Source organism: Halobacillus shinanisalinarum (genome assembly GCF_022919835.1).
Taxonomy (GTDB): domain Bacteria; phylum Bacillota; class Bacilli; order Bacillales; family Halobacillaceae; genus Halobacillus_A; species Halobacillus_A shinanisalinarum.
The window spans coordinates 1,446,565-1,464,825 of the sequence record NZ_CP095074.1 but is presented as its reverse complement, the minus strand read 5'-3'; the positions used below and the strand labels follow the sequence as shown (position 1 = coordinate 1,464,825).

At 41.9% G+C, this 18,261-nt stretch carries 12 protein-coding genes and 2 pseudogenes; all 14 read left to right on the top strand.

Annotated elements, in window-relative coordinates; genetic code table 11:
* The first annotated feature begins 21 nt into the window (after positions 1–21).
* The 14 genes and pseudogenes from MUO14_RS07340 (at position 22) to MUO14_RS07270 (ending at position 18,237) form a co-directional block, all read left to right on the top strand.
* A complete protein-coding gene (locus tag MUO14_RS07340; protein WP_255822168.1) occupies positions 22–1,014 on the top strand; it encodes an ABC transporter permease in 993 nt (330 codons plus the stop codon).
* On the top strand, positions 1,011–1,874 hold the full coding sequence (locus MUO14_RS07335) for an ABC transporter permease (protein WP_244754585.1): 864 nt from the start codon (positions 1,011–1,013) through the stop codon (positions 1,872–1,874). Before MUO14_RS07340 ends, MUO14_RS07335 begins: the two co-directional genes overlap by 4 nt.
* A gap of 28 nt (positions 1,875–1,902) precedes the next feature.
* Positions 1,903–3,480, top strand: coding sequence for an ABC transporter ATP-binding protein (locus MUO14_RS24545; RefSeq protein ID WP_318036019.1), 1,578 nt, complete (start codon positions 1,903–1,905; stop codon positions 3,478–3,480).
* A 581-nt stretch (positions 3,481–4,061) separates the two neighbouring features.
* Complete coding sequence (locus tag MUO14_RS24540) at positions 4,062–4,862, top strand: COG4315 family predicted lipoprotein (protein ID WP_318036018.1); 801 nt, start codon at positions 4,062–4,064, stop codon at positions 4,860–4,862.
* 273 nt (positions 4,863–5,135) lie between these two features.
* A pseudogene (locus tag MUO14_RS07315) lies at positions 5,136–5,381 on the top strand (aldehyde dehydrogenase family protein); the annotation flags it as partial.
* A 507-nt stretch (positions 5,382–5,888) separates the two neighbouring features.
* On the top strand, positions 5,889–7,109 hold the full coding sequence (locus MUO14_RS07310) for a NupC/NupG family nucleoside CNT transporter (protein WP_244754584.1): 1,221 nt from the start codon (positions 5,889–5,891) through the stop codon (positions 7,107–7,109).
* A 101-nt stretch (positions 7,110–7,210) separates the two neighbouring features.
* Positions 7,211–9,154: a bifunctional metallophosphatase/5'-nucleotidase gene (locus MUO14_RS07305; protein WP_244754583.1), complete on the top strand. Its 1,944-nt coding sequence runs from the start codon at positions 7,211–7,213 to the stop codon at positions 9,152–9,154.
* 99 nt (positions 9,155–9,253) lie between these two features.
* Positions 9,254–10,663, top strand: a complete 1,410-nt coding sequence (locus MUO14_RS07300; protein ID WP_244754582.1) for a bifunctional 2',3'-cyclic-nucleotide 2'-phosphodiesterase/3'-nucleotidase — start codon at positions 9,254–9,256, stop codon at positions 10,661–10,663.
* A 29-nt stretch (positions 10,664–10,692) separates the two neighbouring features.
* A complete protein-coding gene (locus MUO14_RS07295; protein ID WP_244754581.1) occupies positions 10,693–11,475 on the top strand; it encodes a 5'-nucleotidase C-terminal domain-containing protein in 783 nt (260 codons plus the stop codon).
* Between the two features lie 238 nt (positions 11,476–11,713).
* The gene (locus tag MUO14_RS07290) at positions 11,714–12,301 is read left to right on the top strand and encodes a TetR/AcrR family transcriptional regulator (protein WP_244754580.1); all 588 of its coding nucleotides are present in this window, start codon (positions 11,714–11,716) and stop codon (positions 12,299–12,301) included.
* Positions 12,302–12,370: 69 nt separating this feature from the next.
* Positions 12,371–13,705 carry a cytosine permease gene (locus MUO14_RS07285; RefSeq protein ID WP_244754579.1) on the top strand — a complete coding sequence of 445 codons (1,335 nt, stop codon included), beginning with the start codon at positions 12,371–12,373 and terminating at the stop codon, positions 13,703–13,705.
* Positions 13,706–13,707: 2 nt separating this feature from the next.
* A pseudogene (locus MUO14_RS07280) lies at positions 13,708–14,787 on the top strand (DUF917 domain-containing protein); the annotation flags it as partial.
* 12 nt (positions 14,788–14,799) lie between these two features.
* Positions 14,800–16,365, top strand: coding sequence for a hydantoinase/oxoprolinase family protein (locus MUO14_RS07275; protein WP_244755505.1), 1,566 nt, complete (start codon positions 14,800–14,802; stop codon positions 16,363–16,365).
* Between the two features lie 555 nt (positions 16,366–16,920).
* Positions 16,921–18,237 (top strand): NCS2 family permease, encoded by a 1,317-nt coding sequence (locus MUO14_RS07270; RefSeq protein ID WP_244754578.1) that lies wholly within the window; start codon positions 16,921–16,923, stop codon positions 18,235–18,237.
* Positions 18,238–18,261 lie beyond the last annotated feature (24 nt).

Here is an 18,261-nt window from a genome sequence, read left to right as displayed (position 1 = left end):
TAGGAGAAGGAGGCTGTAAAAGTGCGAACAAAATCAATCACGCTTTTTATCATTGGAAAAGTATTAAGGATGACAACATTGCTGTTTGCGCTAAGTTTGATCTCCTTTTGGTTGATAAGTCACTCGCCAATTGACCCAGTCCAAGCGTATGTAGGTGCTGATATGACTCGGGTAAGTCCTGAACAACGAGAACAAATTGCAGCTTATTGGGGCTTGAACAAACCGATGCTGGAACAATTTTGGATCTGGCTTACTTCCTTATTGAAAGGTGATTTAGGTACCTCCCTCATATACCGCAGTCCTGTTTCTAGTGTGATTGCTGAGCGCTTTATGGCTTCAGTGGCATTGATGGCATCCGCTTGGCTATTTTCTGGAATAATTGGATTCTCGCTTGGTGTGTTAGCCGCTATGAAACAAAGAACATGGGTGGATCGATTGATTAAATGGTATTGTCTTACATTAGCTTCAACACCAACGTTTTGGTTCGGTTTATTGCTGCTAATTGTATTTTCTGTATGGCTTGGTTGGTTTCCGATTGGTTTAGGAACACCCGCTGGGACGTTATCAGAAAATGTGACTCTTCTTGACCGGATAAGGCACTTGATTTTACCTGCCCTTACTCTAAGTGTACTAGGTGTTGCTAACGTGGCACTGCATACACGACAGAAGTTAGTGGGAGTGCTGGATAGTGACTATGTTTATTTTGCAAAAGCAAAAGGCGAAAAAGGCTTTATTCTATTTTGGCGACATGGCTTAAGGAATGTTGCTCTGCCGGCCATCTCCTTACACTTTGCTTCCTTTGGTGAGTTGTTTGGCGGTGCTGTTCTTGCAGAGCAGGTATTTTCCTACCCCGGTTTAGGACAGGCCACTGTTCAAGCCGGTCTGCAAGGGGATATCCCTTTATTACTTGGAGTTGTTTTGTTCAGTGCCATCTTCGTTTTCATTGGTAATGTGATTGCAGACCTTCTTTATAACATCATCGATCCCCGTATGAGAAAAGGGGAAACGGTATGAAAATCACGAATTTGCTGAAAGAAAGGACAGGTCTCCGTCTATTATCTATGAATCTCAGACAAAGGACCTTGCTATTTATAGCCATAGCCGTTTTCATATTAACTGCTATTGTAGTGGGCGGCGCACTAATGGGGGAGGGACAGCTTGCCACAAACTTCTCCATAAAGAATAATCCTCCCTCACTGGGTAATTTTTTTGGAACCGATTGGATGGGAAGAGATATGCTGGCTAGAACTTTAAAGGGGCTTACCTTAAGTTTTGGCGTAGGTATGCTTGCAGCTTCTCTTAGTGTATTGGTCGCGTTAACACTAAGTCTTCTTGCTTCGACGAGCAGGCTTGCGGATCTTTTTGTGACTTGGTTGATCGATCTGTTTCTCAGTATTCCTCACTTGGTTTCACTTATATTGATTGCTTTTACGTTAGGTGGTGGGTTTAAAGGAGTAGTGGTCGGAATTGCCTTAACGCATTGGCCTAGTTTGGCACGTGTGCTTCGAGCGGAAGTACTGCAGTTACGTAACGCAGAATATGTTCAAGTTTCGCGACGGTTTGGGAAATCTCCTTGGTGGATTGCGTACCATCATGTTTTTCCCCATTTGCTGCCACAATTATTGGTAGGGTTCACTTTATTGTTTCCCCACGCCATTTTACATGAAGCAGCTGTTACTTTTTTAGGCTTTGGTTTATCACCGCAGCAACCTGCTATCGGTATTATTCTATCGGAATCTATGGCTTACTTATCAACTGGTATGTGGTGGCTTGCTTTTTTCCCGGGTCTTTCACTTATTATCATGGTGCGGGCTTTTGATATACTTGGTGACCAAATTCGAAAACTAATAGATCCGAATCACGCTCATGAATAGGCAATTCAAATAGAAAGGAGGAGTACTTATGCATCACACGGTTCAAAAGCCGGAACTGAACATAAATAAGAATTGTGCCTTTGATAGTGTGAATGAGGAAGAGAACGTGCTAATGGAAGTCAGAAATCTATCTATCTCGTTTACGCAATATATGAAAGGATTACGACATTCTACTATGCAAGTGATAGATAATGTTAATCTGACTATTGGAAAGGGAGAAGTTGTCGCCGTAATTGGAGCTAGCGGTTCCGGGAAAAGCCTGCTTGCCAGTGCTATTCTTGGGATATTACCAAAAAACGCTAATTTGACAGGATCGATTTATTATGAAGGAAAAGCATTAAATGCTGAAGAAACGGCACGACTGCGTGGTAAAAGCATGGCTCTCATTCCACAATCTATCAATAGTCTTGATCCTCTGATGAAGACTGGAAGGCAAGTGCAGACTGTAGATAAGGAACGTAAGCGTGCAAAGATAAATAAGATACTTTCCAAACTTCGTTTACCACCTGAAACAGAAATCAAGTATCCTTTTCAGCTTTCAGGTGGGATGGCCAGAAGAGTGTTGACAGCGACAGCAATGGCTTCAGAGGCTCAGTTAGTCATTGCCGATGAGCCCACACCCGGCTTGGATGAGGAGTCGCTTAAAGAAACGATTGGTCATATCCGGCAATTTGCTGATGATGGACGAGGCGTCATGCTTATTACACATGATATTGATGCAGCATTAAAAATTGCTGATAGGATCGCCGTGTTTAACGCTGGGACAGTGGTGGAAGTTGCTCAAACGAACGGCTTTTCTGGTAAGGGAGAAAAACTAAAGCATCCATATACGAGGGCTCTCTGGAATGCCTTGCCTCAAAATAGTTTTATCCCAATCGAAAACATTCAGTCGATGGCAAACAGTAGATCAGATAAGCTTGCTCCAATAAGTGTTCAGGTGACTGGTCCCGGGGAAAAGGAAACTGACAAAAATAAGATGCATAGAGGCGTGGGAAGTTCTTACAAGCTTGAAGCAAATGACGTTGGTTTTCGTTATGGGAAGGGCCCTTGGATTTTTAGGAATGTAGATATAAATGTTCGCCCTGGGGAAGTAGTCGGTTTGTTCGGTCCAAGTGGTTTAGGAAAGACGACACTCGCACGAATTATAGCAGGCTATGAGAAACCAACGGACGGAAGTATCAAGATTGATAACAAGCCAATCCCTTTACGTGGCTATCATCCAGTTCAATTAGTTTGGCAAAATCCCGAAAAAGCCGTAAACCCAAGATGGCGTTTAGAGAAAACTCTTCGAGAAGGCTGGTGGCCAGATGACCATATCCTTGCCGATCTTAAAATTGATAAGTCTTGGTTGAAACGATGGCCTAACGAGCTGTCTGGAGGTGAGTTGCAGCGTTTTTGTCTAGCACGTGCACTTGGACCAGATACCCGCTATCTTATTGCAGATGAAATGACAACAATGCTTGATGCGGTTACCCAAGCGCAGATTTGGGATGTTATTTTAAAAACAAGCGAAGAACGCCAAATTGGAGTACTTGCCATTAGTCATGATCTACCCCTTCTAAAACGAATTAGTAATAGAATGATCGACTTCAGTGAATTGGGTTAATATTCTATGATCAATTAACTATTGCTATTTCAATATGTCTGAAAAATTAGTACCACATGATTTATGTACAGGATTTATGGGGGAATTTGCAACGAGCAAAATTTAGGGCGTCAGACTAGAGAAAAAAAGGCTTAATCCCCACTTTCTATTCAATTTATATGCTAGCATCAAATTTAAGTAGTGATAAATAATATAGCACCCGAAGCAATCATCCGAGATTGCAAGTGTGAAAAAATTTGAACGCTTGCAGGTCGGGAGGGCTTAGATCAATCCTCCGAAGATGTACCGCATAGATACTGTGATATAACTAAATAACGGATTTTGGAAAGTATTTAGAAAGCCCAAACTCTCTTTTTTAACACTGAGAGATTGGGCTATTTTAATTTTAAAACATCCTTAAACATATTAATGTGATACCTTTAATTTCCATCTATCAGGTTTGTCTTATCATTTTTTTATATAACAGCCATTATTGATCCGTATAATTTAGTGGCCATTTTCTATGGTATGGTAAAAAAAAGCGGGAGAGGAGATGTAGAAATTGCCCCGCCAACCATAATTATTCTTGGGAGGTTTTTTAGATGGGAAAGCAAAAATCATGGCTATTAGCCATACTCTTGGTGACGATAGTGGTTTTTGCAGCGTGTTCGGACGATAGCGAGGGTGCTGCAAACAAAAAAGAACAAACTGAAGACAAAGATGAAGTTACAGCAACAGGCCTGAAGGTAATGGAAAGTGAAAATGTCGGCAAGTATTTGGCAGATACGGAAGGCAAAACCCTATACATTTTCACAGAGGATAAAAAAGGTGTCAGCAACTGCACAGGAAAGTGTCTCAGTAATTGGCCAGCTTTTCACACCAAGGATTTCAAGGTGCCCGAAGGTTATAACAAAAGCGATTTCGGAACAATTACAAGAAAAGATACGGATGAAAAGCAAACCACGTACAAAGGTTATCCGCTATATTATTTTGTGAAAGACAAAGAAAAGGGAGACGTGAAAGGTCAAGGTGTTAAAGATGTCTGGTATGTCGCCAACAACCAGACCTTTAAAAAACACATAGATCAGGCTGCTTCGTTAACAGAGGGGATCGATAAGGTATTAACCTCCCTTCAAGATTTAAAAGACACAGTTCAGGCCGCACCTAATGATGCCAAGAAAACAAACAATAAAGGGAAAGCTCTGTCGGAAAGCTGGGAGCCTATCGAAAAAACGGTAGAAAAACGCAATACTGAGGCTTATGAAAATATCGAAAAAAGTCTGTATCCACTCATTGCTGAAGCGAAAAGAGATCATCCGGATATAGATAAAATGCAAAGGCTGATTGAAGAAACTACGTCCAAACTAAAAATGTTTAAGAAAAAGCTAGCTTCATCCTCTTAATAAGCTGGGGACCAATCGTAAAACCATCCATGTGATGGTTTTATTTTTTTAAGGGTTTTAAATAAAGAAGAGGGGTTTATAATGTCAAGCCGACGTGTTCACAACATAGTATTGATTTAATGGAGACGGAATTGTCAAATAGAGACAGTTCCTTTTTTGTATTGCATGAAATGTACTCCTATGAAGTAAATCCGTTTACACACATTGTGTCGTAAAAATTGGCTTTGACAGGCATCTGAAAAGGGGAATGGCGGTATTTAAGTGCGGCTGATTCGCTCGCATCTTATTTATAAACTTGCTGATTTAATTGAACAAAATAGGAAAGAACTTGTTCAATTGGAATCCTTGGGCAAACAGTACCTATATCCCCGATTATTTAAACGATTCACGTCACGAATCAGTCGGTGTAGTTGAGCAGATCATTCCATGGAACTTTCCCTTGTCGGTGATTCCTAGAAGTTAGGTGCAGCCTTAGTTGCTGGATATACAGTCGTATTGACCGCCGAACAAGCCCTTCTGCCAAATCAAAAAGCATCACGACCTACTAACGAATCGTGAAGAAAAAAACATCTTCTTATGAAGTTAAAATGTAAGAAGGTTTGCCTTTCACAATGAAAGGCAAATTCCTTTCTTTCGATTCGTCGGCTCCACCATGGTCTTACACCATTACATCTCATAATCCCTCTCTTTAAATTATTTTAATATTCACCTAATTCAGTTTTGTTTGACAAATGATCGCGATTCGTGTAGTCTCTTTTTTAGGTTACCTCGTCGGTGGTAACCTAAAAAGCAGAAACTAATTATTTTAAAGCAATCGATGTATTTAAGCACTTTTTGTGGGTTTGTGAAACCGGTTACATAATTTGAAAGGAGTGAGTAAAAAAGAGGTATCGGAAGACAGCTTATAGTTTCTGCTTTTACGGTTGCAAAGTTTGGCGCACACATTTCTGGAAAAAATGATCTAATTCAACAGATTACTTGTAGACACGTAAAATACATCCTTAAAAAATAACAGGGGGGAAAGACATGCAAATATTATGGGGGTTCGGAGGTGTGATGGTTCTTCTTGGCATCGCCTATTTGTTTTCAAAAGATAAAAAGGCGATCAATTTCCGAACTGTACTTGGTGCCCTGGCGATCCAGCTGACGTTCGCATTTGCCGTATTAAAATGGGAGCCGGGAAAAGCGGCGTTGCAGTGGGGATCCAACAAAGTCCAGCAATTGATCGGTTATGCAAGCGCCGGGATCAACTTTCTGTTCGGTAATCTGACAAACGGCAGTGTAGAAAAAATCGGATTTGTTTTCGCCTTTCAGGTGTTAACGGTCATTATCTTCTTTTCATCACTAATTGCCGTGTTGTACCGTCTCGGGATCATGCAATGGATGATTCGTATTATTGGCGGCGGGCTTTCCAAGCTTCTTAAGACGAGTAAAGCGGAGTCCATGTCAGCAGGCGCGAATATTTTTGTCGGCCAAACGGAAGCACCACTTGTCGTCAGACCTTTCATCAATAAAATGACGCAATCAGAGTTTTTTGCGGTTATGACCGGCGGGATGGCGTCTGTGGCAGGTTCAACGCTTGCGGGATATGTATTGCTTGGTGTTCCGGTTGATTATTTGATTGCGGCCAGTTTTATGAGTGCGCCCGCTGGTTTGTTAATGGCAAAAATTCTCGTTCCGGAAACAAAACACGAGGAGGTGAACAATTTAGTTGATGTTGAAAAGGATTCGGAAACAGTGAACGTCATTGATGCTGCTGCGCGTGGTGCTTCTGACGGGATGTCATTGGCTTTGAATGTCGGTGCAATGCTGCTTGCTTTTATCGGATTGATTGCATTAGTCAATGGCATCCTTGGCGGAGTCGGCGGCTGGTTTGGTTACGAACAATTATCGATGGAACAGATATTGGGTTTCCTTTTGGCACCGCTTGCATTTATTATTGGTGTTCCCTGGGGAGAAGCGATTCAGGCTGGAGCGTTTATCGGCCAAAAAGTTGTACTCAATGAATTTGTGGCCTTCTCCGCATTTTCTCCGCATATTGAGGAATTGTCCGATAAAACGGTAGCTATCGTATCGTTTGCACTGTGCGGATTTGCCAATTTCGGAACGCTTGCAATTCTTCTCGGCGGAATGGGCGGGATGGCACCAGAGAGGCGTCCGGAAATTGCACGGCTCGGCCTTCTCTCCGTTTTGGGAGGAACGCTCGCCAACCTGCTGAGTGCTGCGATTGCAGGTATGTTGATTTAAGTAAATTGGTGTTGAACTTAATGAATTAAAAGAAACATAGATCAGAGATTGAAACTTGTTTCATTAAAAAATAGTTTATAAAAAACTGGGGGATGGGTCTCATGGGCAAGTTGCTTTTATCAGTTTTACTTTTAATTTCTCTCTCGTTCACGCTTTTTCCATCACATTTAATCACTCAGGCAAAAGAGAATACCAACAACGATTATATACCTTTTCAAATACTTTCGATAAATGACTTTCACGGGAACCTTGATACGAAGAGCACATTGAATGGGAAAGAAGTTGGCGGTGCCGCTTATTTAGCCACACACCTTAATCAACGTCAGGCCGAAATGGAGGCACAAGCGGAAAAAGACGGAAAAAAACCTGTTACGCTCCGTTTAGAGGCAGGTGACGCTGTGGGTGCGAGCCCAACCGTTTCATCTTTGCTTCAAGATGAGCCAACTATGAAAGCATTGAATCAAATGGACTTTAAACTCGGTGTGCTTGGAAACCATTCATTTGACGAAGGAATTCAAGAATTCAAACGACTTTTACATGCAACCTCTGTTCATCCAAATGTAGCTAAATATACAGAGGGAACGGATTACAAATATCGTGGGGTTGATGATGACTTTAAATTCTTAGCAGCAAATGTTGTTGAAAAAGCATCAGGTGAACATATTTTTGATCCCTATACGATTAAACAGGTCGGCGGCGTCCATGTTGGTTTTATCGGTATTGTTACTCCGGAAACGACAACGTCCGCTGCGCCAAAACATACAAAATCATATCAATTTCTTGATATAACGAAGACGATTAACAAATATGCTATGGAGTTGGAAAAAAAAGGAGTGAAAGCCATTGTTGTGGTAGCTCATGAAGGTGCTTCTACAAATAATGGCGAAACAACAGGTGTTATGGCGGATCTCGCTTCAAAACTAGACGATCAAGTGGATATTATCTTTGCCGCTCACAGTCACGAAATCGCAAACGGTGTTGTTGATGGCAAGCTTATCAACCAGAACTATAATTATGGACAAGCATTCGGAGATGTTCGTACAAAATTGGATCCTGAAACAGATGACTTTGTCAAAGGTTCGACTAAAGCGGAAGTCGTACTAAATACACGCGATGTGACACCGGACCCTGAAGTTCAGGCCATTGTATCCGAAGCCAAAAAAGTGACAGAAAAAGCAGCAAGTGAGCCGATTGGACAAGCGGCCAGCGGAGAGTCGATCGGTAAACGAAAACCGGAAGACGGTGAGAATGAGCTCGGCAATCCTGTGACGGATGCCCAACGGATCATGACAACTGGTGCCGATTTTGCTATTACAAATTCAGGCGGTATCCGGGAAGCGCTGATTCCACAGACAAATGACAAAGGTAATCACATTATTACATGGGGAGCAGCCTATGCCGTTCAGCCTTTTAATGGCTATATGCAGCTCATCGAATTAACAGGCCAACAAATTAAAGACGGATTGAGCCAGCAGTGGCAAAAACCTGGAGAGATCATGTTTCTGCAAATTTCAGGTTTTAAATATACGTATATTGACGGAAGCAAGGTTCCTGACTGTAAACAAAAATATTGCGTACAGGATGTCTTTTTAGCAGATGGAAAAACAAAAATGGATATGAACAAAACCTACAAAGTTGCAATGAACGAATTTTTGGCTGACGGTGGGGACGGTTTTAGCGTATTTTCACAAGGTGAAGTTCTAAGAAATGCCCAAACTGATACCGAAACGTTTATTGCTTATATTGAAAAGTTAGCTTCAGAAGGAAAAAAAGTTGATCCAAAAATCGAAGGGCGCGCGACACTAGTTGAACCGTCAAAAAAAGATGTGGACGATGGCTCAAGCGGAACAGCTATTGATAAAAGTCACGGTAAAGCTGATGATGATAACTCAAAAACAGACAATTTAGGTGATAATACAAATGATTCGAATAGCGGACATAAGCTCCCGGAAACTTCCACCAATATTTACAAAAATTTATTGGTAGGCATCATACTCATTGGTGCAGGTTTCACAATTTTGCTCTATCGCAGGAAACGAATTTAATCTTTCTAGGGTAAGACTCCGAAATTCGGGGGGGGGGGGTTCCTATACTTAAATGGATGAAGGATTTACATGCTTAACGAAACTTGAAAGGGGTTTAATATGGGAAAAGGTATGAGACGTAATGTTGTTCTTCTTTTTGTATTGGCTGTGATTTTGGCTTTTATTCCGTTTAAGCAAAGCTATGCAGATGAAAAGCCAAACACACACAGCACGATAAAGCTGAGATTGATGGAGACAACAGATATACACAATCACATTGTCGACTATAATTATTACCAGGATCAGTCGACCGATGAATTTGGCCTGGCCCTAACCGCAACATTGATTAAACAAGCTCGTAGTCAAGTAAAAAACAGTATTTTGTTTGATAACGGGGATCTTATTCAGGGAAATCCCCTTGGGGACTTTACCGCACAGCAAGGTCTGGAGGAAGGGGACGTTCATCCTGTCTATAAGGCAATGAATTTACTCAATTACGCAGCAGGAAATATAGGCAATCACGAGTTTAATTACGGGATTACCTATTTGAAAGAAGCCATTGATGACGCAAAATTTCCGTATGTGAATGCAAATGTGTATATCGATGACGAGGATGATAATCCAGACAATGATAAAAACTTTTTCACCCCTTATAAAATTTTGCAAAAGCAAGTCGTAGACGATAATGGTAATCAACAAACTGTCCACATCGGCGTGATCGGTTTTGTTCCGCCTCAAATCATGCAATGGGACAAAACGAACTTAAAGGGAAAAGTGGTCGCCAAGGATATTTACAAAACCGCTCAAAAGTTTGTACCGCAAATGGTTGCGGAAGGAGCTGACATTATCGTAGCCATTCCACATTCCGGTGTAGGTTCAACAGAGATTAACGAGAAAGAGGAGGATGCAGTCTATGACCTTACAAAAATTGAAGCGATTGATGCGATTCTATTCGGTCATTCTCACCTTGTCTTCCCGAGCGGGGAGTTTGCCGGAATCCCGAATGTTGATCTAGAAAAAGGGACAATTAACGGGGTTCCTTCTGTTGAAGCTGGGATGTGGGGCGACCATTTAGGCATCGTAGATCTCACTTTGGAAAAAGATAGTAATGATTGGGATGTCATTGACTCAAGTTCAGAAGCACGTCCGATTTATGACGCTGAAACCGGCAAAGCATTAGTTGAACCGGATCAAAAAATACTAGATGCTGTTCGCAAAGACCACCAGGCAACACTTAATTATATACGTTCAAAAGTTGGTGAAACGACTGCACCCATTTATAGCTACTTTGCTCGCGTGAAAGATGATCCGTCTGTACAAATTTTATCTGATGCCCAAAAATGGTACACGGAAAAAATTGTTCAGGGAACAAAATACGAAGGGCTGCCGATTCTATCAGCAGCGGCTCCATTTAAAGCTGGCGGGCGCGGCGGACCTGATTATTATACAAGTATTCCGCAAGGCCCAATCGCAATTAAAAGTGTGGCTGACCTTTACGTTTATGCCAACACATTAAAGGTTGTTAATTAAATGGGGCACAAATAAGAGAATGGCTCGAAATGTCAGCCGGCCAGTTCAATCAGATTGAGCCGAATTCCACAGAAGAACAGCCATTGATTAATACCAATTTTCGAGCTTATAAATTTGACGTTATTGATGGAGTCACGTATCAAATCGATGTGACAAACTCTCGGCGTTACAACGGCGACGGTGAAATCATCAATAAGGACGCACACCGTATTGTGAATCTTCAATATAAAGGTGAACCGGTTGACGAGAATCAAGAATTTCTGGTTGCGACGAATAACTATCGCGCTGGCGGAGGAGGAGATTTTCCAAATCTGGATGGTAGTCAGATCGTTCTTTCACCACAAGCCGAAAACCGTCAAATCATCATTGACTATATTAAGGAAAAAGGGAAGATCGATCCATCCGTCGATAACAATTGGTCGATTGCATCTGTCGAAGGTGATGCGAAGGTGGTATTTCGATCTTCACCGGATGGTCGGGCATTTATTGACACGAAGGAGGCTATTACCTATGTCGGTGAAAGTACAGACGGCTTTGCAAAGTATAAAATAGATTTGAGCAGAACATCTAATGGTAAGGCTAGTCGCGACAATTCGACAGTAGACGGCGTGAATTCGGGAAAAGAGGATTTGAGTCCTAAGAAGCAAAATGAAAACTCAAGTAATGACTCGGGCCTACAGACAAAAGACAGCGGACATAAGCTCCCGGAAACGTCAACCAATATCTTCAACTACTTATTAGTCGGCCTCATACTAATGGCTGCTGGTTTTCTTATATTAATCTATCTGAGGAAAAGGGAAGCTTCCAAATAGCATATGTTTTAACTAATAATCCCAAACAGACAAGTTTCTATTCAAATTCTTGTATGTTTGGGATTCTTTTATGCCAAAAAATAATACTGCCAATTTAATAAATGCTATATACAGAGAAAGCGTCTGAACATATCTTTTGATGAAAATAAATGTTTGGAATTTAATGTATTCAGAAAATTATTGCTTTTAAGAATAATGAAGTTTAAAATGTACCTAATAAACATTAGGTGGTGAAGTTATGGGGCGACAGGAAGTGATTGATGCGGCGATTAACCAGTACGCTTTAAATGGGTATCACGGTGCTACATTACAAAAAATTGCACAGGAAGTCGGGATCAAGCCAGCTTCGGTTTATTTTTATTATAAAAATAAGGAAAGTTTGTTTACGGCTGCTTTTCAACGAATTTTGGACAGGCATTTCGCACAAATGAAAAAAATAATGAAAGAGGTGGAGGACCGTCATATAGAGGTGATATTCCATTCGCTATTGGATGGAACTGTAAGCTATCATAAGGAAAATACGACGGAGACAACGGCATATATATCGTTAGTTACCTCACCTATACCAGAGATCAAAGAGTTTATTCAGAAATACATGCTCACGTTTAATGATTGGTTGAAGGAGTCTCTCTATTCTAATGTGAAGCGAGACTATCCGCATATTTCAGAGGACGAAATAGCTAAGATAAACAAACAATATATCCTTATTGCGAATGGCGTCTTTTGGGGCATTCATTTGTATAAAGATGATGACTTTGCTGAACAGATACACTTGGCTAGAGAAATGATAGCTAACGTTTTACATCAAATCCCGGCTAAACAATAAGCATTTTTTACAAAGATAAAGAATGAGAGAAAACGACTGGAAACTACCTAAGAGAGGGAGGAATCACGGATGACAGAACGCTCCGAAAAGAAACTTGTCAAAGATTATGAGAGAGAGCCTGTACCACAAGAAAAACGAAAAGGCTGGCTAACGTTATCCTTTGTGTGGATGGGAGCTGTGATTGCCTTATCTGCCACTGTATTAGGCGGCACGTTAGGTGGCGGGTTATCTTTAGGAGCCAGTATTTTAGCCAGCTTTATTGGAACCTTTATTTTAGCAGTGCTTAGTGCATTATGTGGAATCGTAGGGGCAAAGACGGGGCTGTCCACTTCGTTGGTATCAAGGTTTGCTTTAGGTAAATACGGATCTTATGCGGTGTCTATAGTCATTGCGATTGCCCTGTTTGGTTGGTTTGGAGTTCAGGTGGATTTATTTGGTTCAAGCTTGCACTATATATTGGCTGAAGTTTTTTCCATTGATGTTCCGCCTAAAGCATTGGTTATACTAGGCGGGGTGCTTATGACGACGACGGCTGTTATTGGATACAAAGCCATTGAAAAACTTAGTTTACTAGCTGTGCCGTTATTAGGCTTATTACTTGTTTCATCACTAATTAAAGTCATGGGTGATACGTCCTTTACAGAGATTCGCAATGCTCCCTTAGTTGGCGATCCGCTTACTATTGGTGCTTCTGTTTCACTCATCATCGGTTCACTTGCGATCGGAGCGATTATCGGTCCAGATATTTCAAGGTATGCAAGGTCTACAAAAGACGCCGTTATATCCTCGTTCGTTGGGTTCTTTGGCGGGTTTAGTGTGGTGTTGATCATTGCGGCCATATTAGCCAAGGCTACCATGAAAGTAGATATCGTAGAGATTATGCTTGAGCTGGGATGGGGAACGGCTGCGATGGGCATTTTGATCTTAGCCCAATGGACGACGAATGATAACAATCTTTACTCATCGGCTCTAGGTTTTTCAGTGATTTTTTCCAAACTGCCGAAGTTTGTGTTAACGATTATGGCTGGTTTTATAGGAACAGCCATGGCTATCGGCGGTATTTATGAAAACTTTATTCCTTTCTTAGTGTTTTTAAGTGCTTTAATTCCACCTATAGGCGGAATATATGTGGCGGATTATTTGGTGAACCCAAGTAAATATAGTTATCGATATATCGATCGTATGAAGCGTGTGGATGTAATGAGCACGATTGTATGGGTTGCAGCGGCTGCCGTTGCATTTATGACGACCCCGGCGCCGAATGGTTTTGGGTTATTTAAACTGACAGGGGCTTCAGGTCTTGATGCCTTTATTATAGCGTTTGGGTTGCAACTCATTGTAGCGAAATTCTTGAGGGATAACCCTTCACAGAGGAACGACCAATATCGAAAGGTAGGGAGTTAGTGATGAGATATATAGGAAAGCAGGAAATAGAAGATATTGCGATTGGTGCTACATTGTTGGGGACTGGTGGTGGTGGTGATCCCTACATTGGAAAGCTGATGGCCTTGCAGGCAATAGAAGAATATGGTCCCATCCAATTGTTAAGTGTCGATGAAGTTCCTGAGGATGCCCTAGTGGTTCCTTCAGCGATGATGGGGGCTCCAACAGTAATGGTGGAAAAAATCCCGAATGGTGAAGAAGCTTTAGCTGCTTTTGAAGCGATAAAAAACTATTTAGGAGAAGAGATTTACGCCACGATGCCAATTGAAGCGGGTGGCGTGAACTCCATGTTGCCTTTTGCTTTGGCGGCAAGATTAGGATTGCCTGTTATTGATGCGGATGGAATGGGTCGAGCTTTTCCAGAGCTCCAAATGGTGACGTTTTATTTAGATGGAGTTTCTGCGACACCTATGGTTTTGTCTGATGAGAAAGGAAATAGTACATTGTTGAATACGGTGAACAACGTCTGGGCGGAACGAATTGCCAGGGCAGCTACGGTAGAAATGGGCGGATCGACCATGCTGTCTATTTACCCGATGTCAGGAAAAGAAGTAAAGTCAGCCTCTATACCAAATATCTTGTTGCTAGAACAAGAAATCGGACGCAGGGTTCGGGAGGCGAAACAGAACAATAAGGATCCGATCGCAGAAATTCTAGACGTGGCGAATGGCTATCGATTATTTACAGGGAAGGTTACGGATATTGATCGGAAGACTGAAGCTGGATTCGCACGTGGGATGGCTACGATACAAGGGCTTAAAGAGGACAAGAATGAAGAACTGTATCTTCACTTTCAGAATGAACATTTAATGGCTCGTACAAACAATGAAGTGAAATGTGTCACACCTGATCTGATAGCGGTACTGGACTCGGAAACAGGAATGCCAATTACTACGGAAGGACTAAGATATGGGGCCCGTTGCGTAGTGGTTGGAATGCCTTGTGACCCGAAATGGAGAAGTTCAAAAGGGATTGAGGCAGTTGGACCTCGTTATTTTGGTTATGACGTGGACTTTCAACCCATTGAAGAACTAATCGAAAAAGAGGAAAGTAACATGGGAAGTTACCGTATTGGAATTGATGTAGGAGGAACACATACAGATGCCATGGTACTAGACGAAGGCTATCGTGTCATTTCTGAAATCAAACAACCAACCACCGAAGACGTGAGTACCGGAATTTATCAAGCAATGAAAGAGGTGATTGCCTCATCAGGAGTACCTGCGGAAAAAATTAATTATGCGATGCTAGGTACGACACATTGTACGAATGCCATTGTAGAACGTAAACGTTTAAATAGAGTAGCTGTGATACGGATTGGTGCTCCTGCAACACTTGCCATAAAGCCATTAGTCGGAGTGCCTGACGACTTGAAAGAGATCCTTGATCAACATACGTATATTGTAAAAGGCGGGCACGAATTCGATGGGCGAGAGATTGTCGAATTAGATGAAGAACAAATTTACAAGATTGCCAGAGAGATTAAAGGAAAGGTAGATTCGGTTGCGATTACTTCTGTGTTCTCACCCGTATCGAGTGATCATGAAACACGTGTCGCCAAGATCCTGGCAGAAATCTTGGGGGAAGAACTCCCGATTTCATTATCTAGTGAAATTGGAAGTGTGGGTCTGCTTGAGCGCGAAAATGCTACGATTCTGAATGCTTCGATCGTTGACGTTGCAAGGACAACAGCTAATGGTTTCATACAGGCTTTGCAGAAAGAAGGGGTAGAGGCAAAGGTTTTCTTTGGACAGAATGATGGGACCTTAATGTCTGTAGAATATACAGTGAAGTATCCGATACTAACCATCGCGTGTGGTCCAACCAATAGTCTGAGAGGAGCGGCTTATTTAACAAACCGGTCAGATGCCTTAGTAATAGATGTAGGAGGAACAACGACGGATATCGGTGTTCTCGTAAGCTCGTTTCCCCGTCAATCTTCACTAGCCGTTGAAGTAGGTGGAGTGAGAACGAATTTCCGTATGCCTGATATTCTATCGATTGGCTTAGGCGGGGGGACAGTTGTCCATGTCTTAGAGGATGGAGAGATTAAAATAGGACCTGAGAGCGTGGGACATAAACTCTCTAAAGAAGCCATGATTTTTGGTGGAAATACACTTACGACTACAGACGTTGCAGTAGCTTTAGGAATTACTCATTTAGGAGACCCAGACAAGGTAGCACATCTCGATCAAGACATGTTACAAAACGTCTACTCCCGGATGGTAGAAATGGTAGAGGAAGCACTGGATAAAATGAAAACAAGCGGCGATCCAGTACCCGTGATTTTAGTAGGCGGAGGTAGTATCCTGTTTCCAAAAGATTTAAAAGGAGCTTCCGAAGTGATACGACCAGATCACTTCGGGGTTGCAAATGCGATTGGTGCAGCCATTTCTCAAGTAAGTGGTCAGGTAGAACGAATTTTTTCCATAGATGAACTTGGGAGAGAGAGGACTCTAGAGCTTGCAAAGGATATGGCACGTGAGGAAGCCATAAAAGCTGGGGCTGACCCATCTGAACTAACCATCGTTGACTTGGAAGATGTTCCGCTGGCTTATCTGCCTGGGAACGCAACGAAGATACGTGTGAAGGCTGCTGGTAAATTAATGAAAACAATGTAAGGAATCATCGAGTTCTTTAGCTTAATTTCATGGAACAAGCTGGTTTCTATTGGATTCTGAAGCCCTTTGTAACAGGAATCCAGGTTTTTTGTATTCTGATCCAGCATTGATATTAGCTTTGAAGGGTCTGGTGAATGCACCAAATTTAACCTGAGATAGAAAGTAATCACTTAGATATTCCATTGACAACAACTGAATGATCCTGACATAATAAGATCAACTTTATACAGGTACCTTTAAATCAGTCCCGTGAGGCTGACAAGGATGGCGAAGTAGAGATGAAGGACGGAAAGAGTACGTTTCGGTATAGGTGACGTCTACCTTTTTCTTCATACACTACCAAAGGGCTTCTTGTCGGGAAACGGCGGGAAGTCCTTTTTTTACCCGCACCTTTTCTTGCATGCTTACCCGGCACCGTATCATTATGGAAAAAACTAGAAGAATGGAGGTCATCACAATTGTTTCCGTAGGTCATTTGATCTTTGTTGTTTTAACTTGGATAAGAAAATTAAGCGCTGGAGGATCATTTTTTAATACGATTTGGAGGACTATATAATGGATAAGCTAAAATTTGGAGAAAAGTTGTTTCAGTTAACGCAAAATAAAACGGATGTGAAGACAGAAGCTATTGCGGGATTGACGACGTTTATGACGATGCTTTACGTGCTTATCGTCGTTCCGGGTATGCTTGAAGAAGCAGGGATGCCTAAAGGACCTGTAACGGTGGCTGTTATTTTAATGACTGGGATCGTAACCATAGCGATGGGAATATATAGTAATCGTCCTTTTGCACTTGCCCCGGGGTTAGGTTCGGTAGCCTTTCTTGCCGTAACGTTGGCGGTAGCGGAAGGAATACCGTGGCAAGTAGGGATGGGGATGGTATTCGTTTCCGGTATCCTTTTTGTCTTATTTACTATTTTTGGATTAAGGCAGCTGATCGTACGTTTAATGCCGCCAGCTATTAAATTATCGATTGGTGCAGGGGTAGGCCTTTTTATTGCTTTGATTGGGTTTAGGAATGCAGGTCTTGTCGTGGCAAGCGAAGAAGCGAATTCGCTTCAGCTGGGGGATATTGGCTCCCCTAATGCCATTTTGGCACTTATAGGCTTTCTAATTATGAGTGTCCTTTTGGCTAGGAATGTACGAGGCCACCTTTTGATCGGGATCGTTATAGTAACTTTGATTGGAATCCCAATGGGAATTACTCAATTGCCGAGTTCCATCTTTTCACTCCCTGAGAGTATGGCACCGGTAGCATTTGAAATGGATATTATGGAGGCTCTCAAACTTTCTTATTTTCCATATTTGCTGGCATTTTTCGTGCCTGACTTTTTCTCAAGTCTTGGGACGATGCTGGGGGTAGCGGGTAAAGGAAACATGCTGGATAAAAATGGGGACTTGCCACAGATTAACAAACCTTTTTTGGTAGATGCTGGAGGTACGACGGTCGGTTCATTCCTTTCGGTTCCTGTACTCACGACGTATGTTGAATCGGCAGCGGGAGTTGAAGCCGGAGGGCGAACAGGGTTAACATCTCTTACAACTGGTATTTTATTTCTTTTAACATTATTTGTTACGCCGTTAATCATGATCATCCCTACGGAAGCCACAGCTCCGGCACTGATTCTAGTCGGACTAACGATGCTTTCATCTGTTCGAAATATTAATTTCAATGATGTAACAGAGTCACTCCCTGCCTTTATGACGATAGTGATCACCATTTTCACGTTTAACTTTGGGAACGGGATCGCAGCCGGAATCATTATTTATGTGCTTGTGAAAAGCTTATCCGGCCGTTACAAGGAAATTCATCCTGGCCTATATGTTTTACTCATCCCACTTATTTTTTATTTTATTACATTAGCACATTAAGACATTATATGAATCGAAAGGGGT

What these genes read in the sequence shown, in the direction of transcription:
- MUO14_RS07270 (WP_244754578.1), top strand. Translation starts at nt 16,921, where the DNA reads ATGGATAAGCTAAAATTTGGAGAAAAGTTGTTTCAGTTAACGCAAAAT.
- MUO14_RS24540 (WP_318036018.1), top strand. Translation starts at nt 4,062, where the DNA reads ATGGGAAAGCAAAAATCATGGCTATTAGCCATACTCTTGGTGACGATA.
- MUO14_RS07275 (WP_244755505.1), top strand. Translation starts at nt 14,800, where the DNA reads ATGGGAAGTTACCGTATTGGAATTGATGTAGGAGGAACACATACAGAT.
- MUO14_RS07300 (WP_244754582.1), top strand. Translation starts at nt 9,254, where the DNA reads ATGGGAAAAGGTATGAGACGTAATGTTGTTCTTCTTTTTGTATTGGCT.
- MUO14_RS07305 (WP_244754583.1), top strand. Translation starts at nt 7,211, where the DNA reads ATGGGCAAGTTGCTTTTATCAGTTTTACTTTTAATTTCTCTCTCGTTC.
- MUO14_RS07295 (WP_244754581.1), top strand. Translation starts at nt 10,693, where the DNA reads ATGTCAGCCGGCCAGTTCAATCAGATTGAGCCGAATTCCACAGAAGAA.
- MUO14_RS07290 (WP_244754580.1), top strand. Translation starts at nt 11,714, where the DNA reads ATGGGGCGACAGGAAGTGATTGATGCGGCGATTAACCAGTACGCTTTA.
- MUO14_RS07285 (WP_244754579.1), top strand. Translation starts at nt 12,371, where the DNA reads ATGACAGAACGCTCCGAAAAGAAACTTGTCAAAGATTATGAGAGAGAG.
- MUO14_RS07310 (WP_244754584.1), top strand. Translation starts at nt 5,889, where the DNA reads ATGCAAATATTATGGGGGTTCGGAGGTGTGATGGTTCTTCTTGGCATC.
- MUO14_RS07335 (WP_244754585.1), top strand. Translation starts at nt 1,011, where the DNA reads ATGAAAATCACGAATTTGCTGAAAGAAAGGACAGGTCTCCGTCTATTA.
- MUO14_RS24545 (WP_318036019.1), top strand. Translation starts at nt 1,903, where the DNA reads ATGCATCACACGGTTCAAAAGCCGGAACTGAACATAAATAAGAATTGT.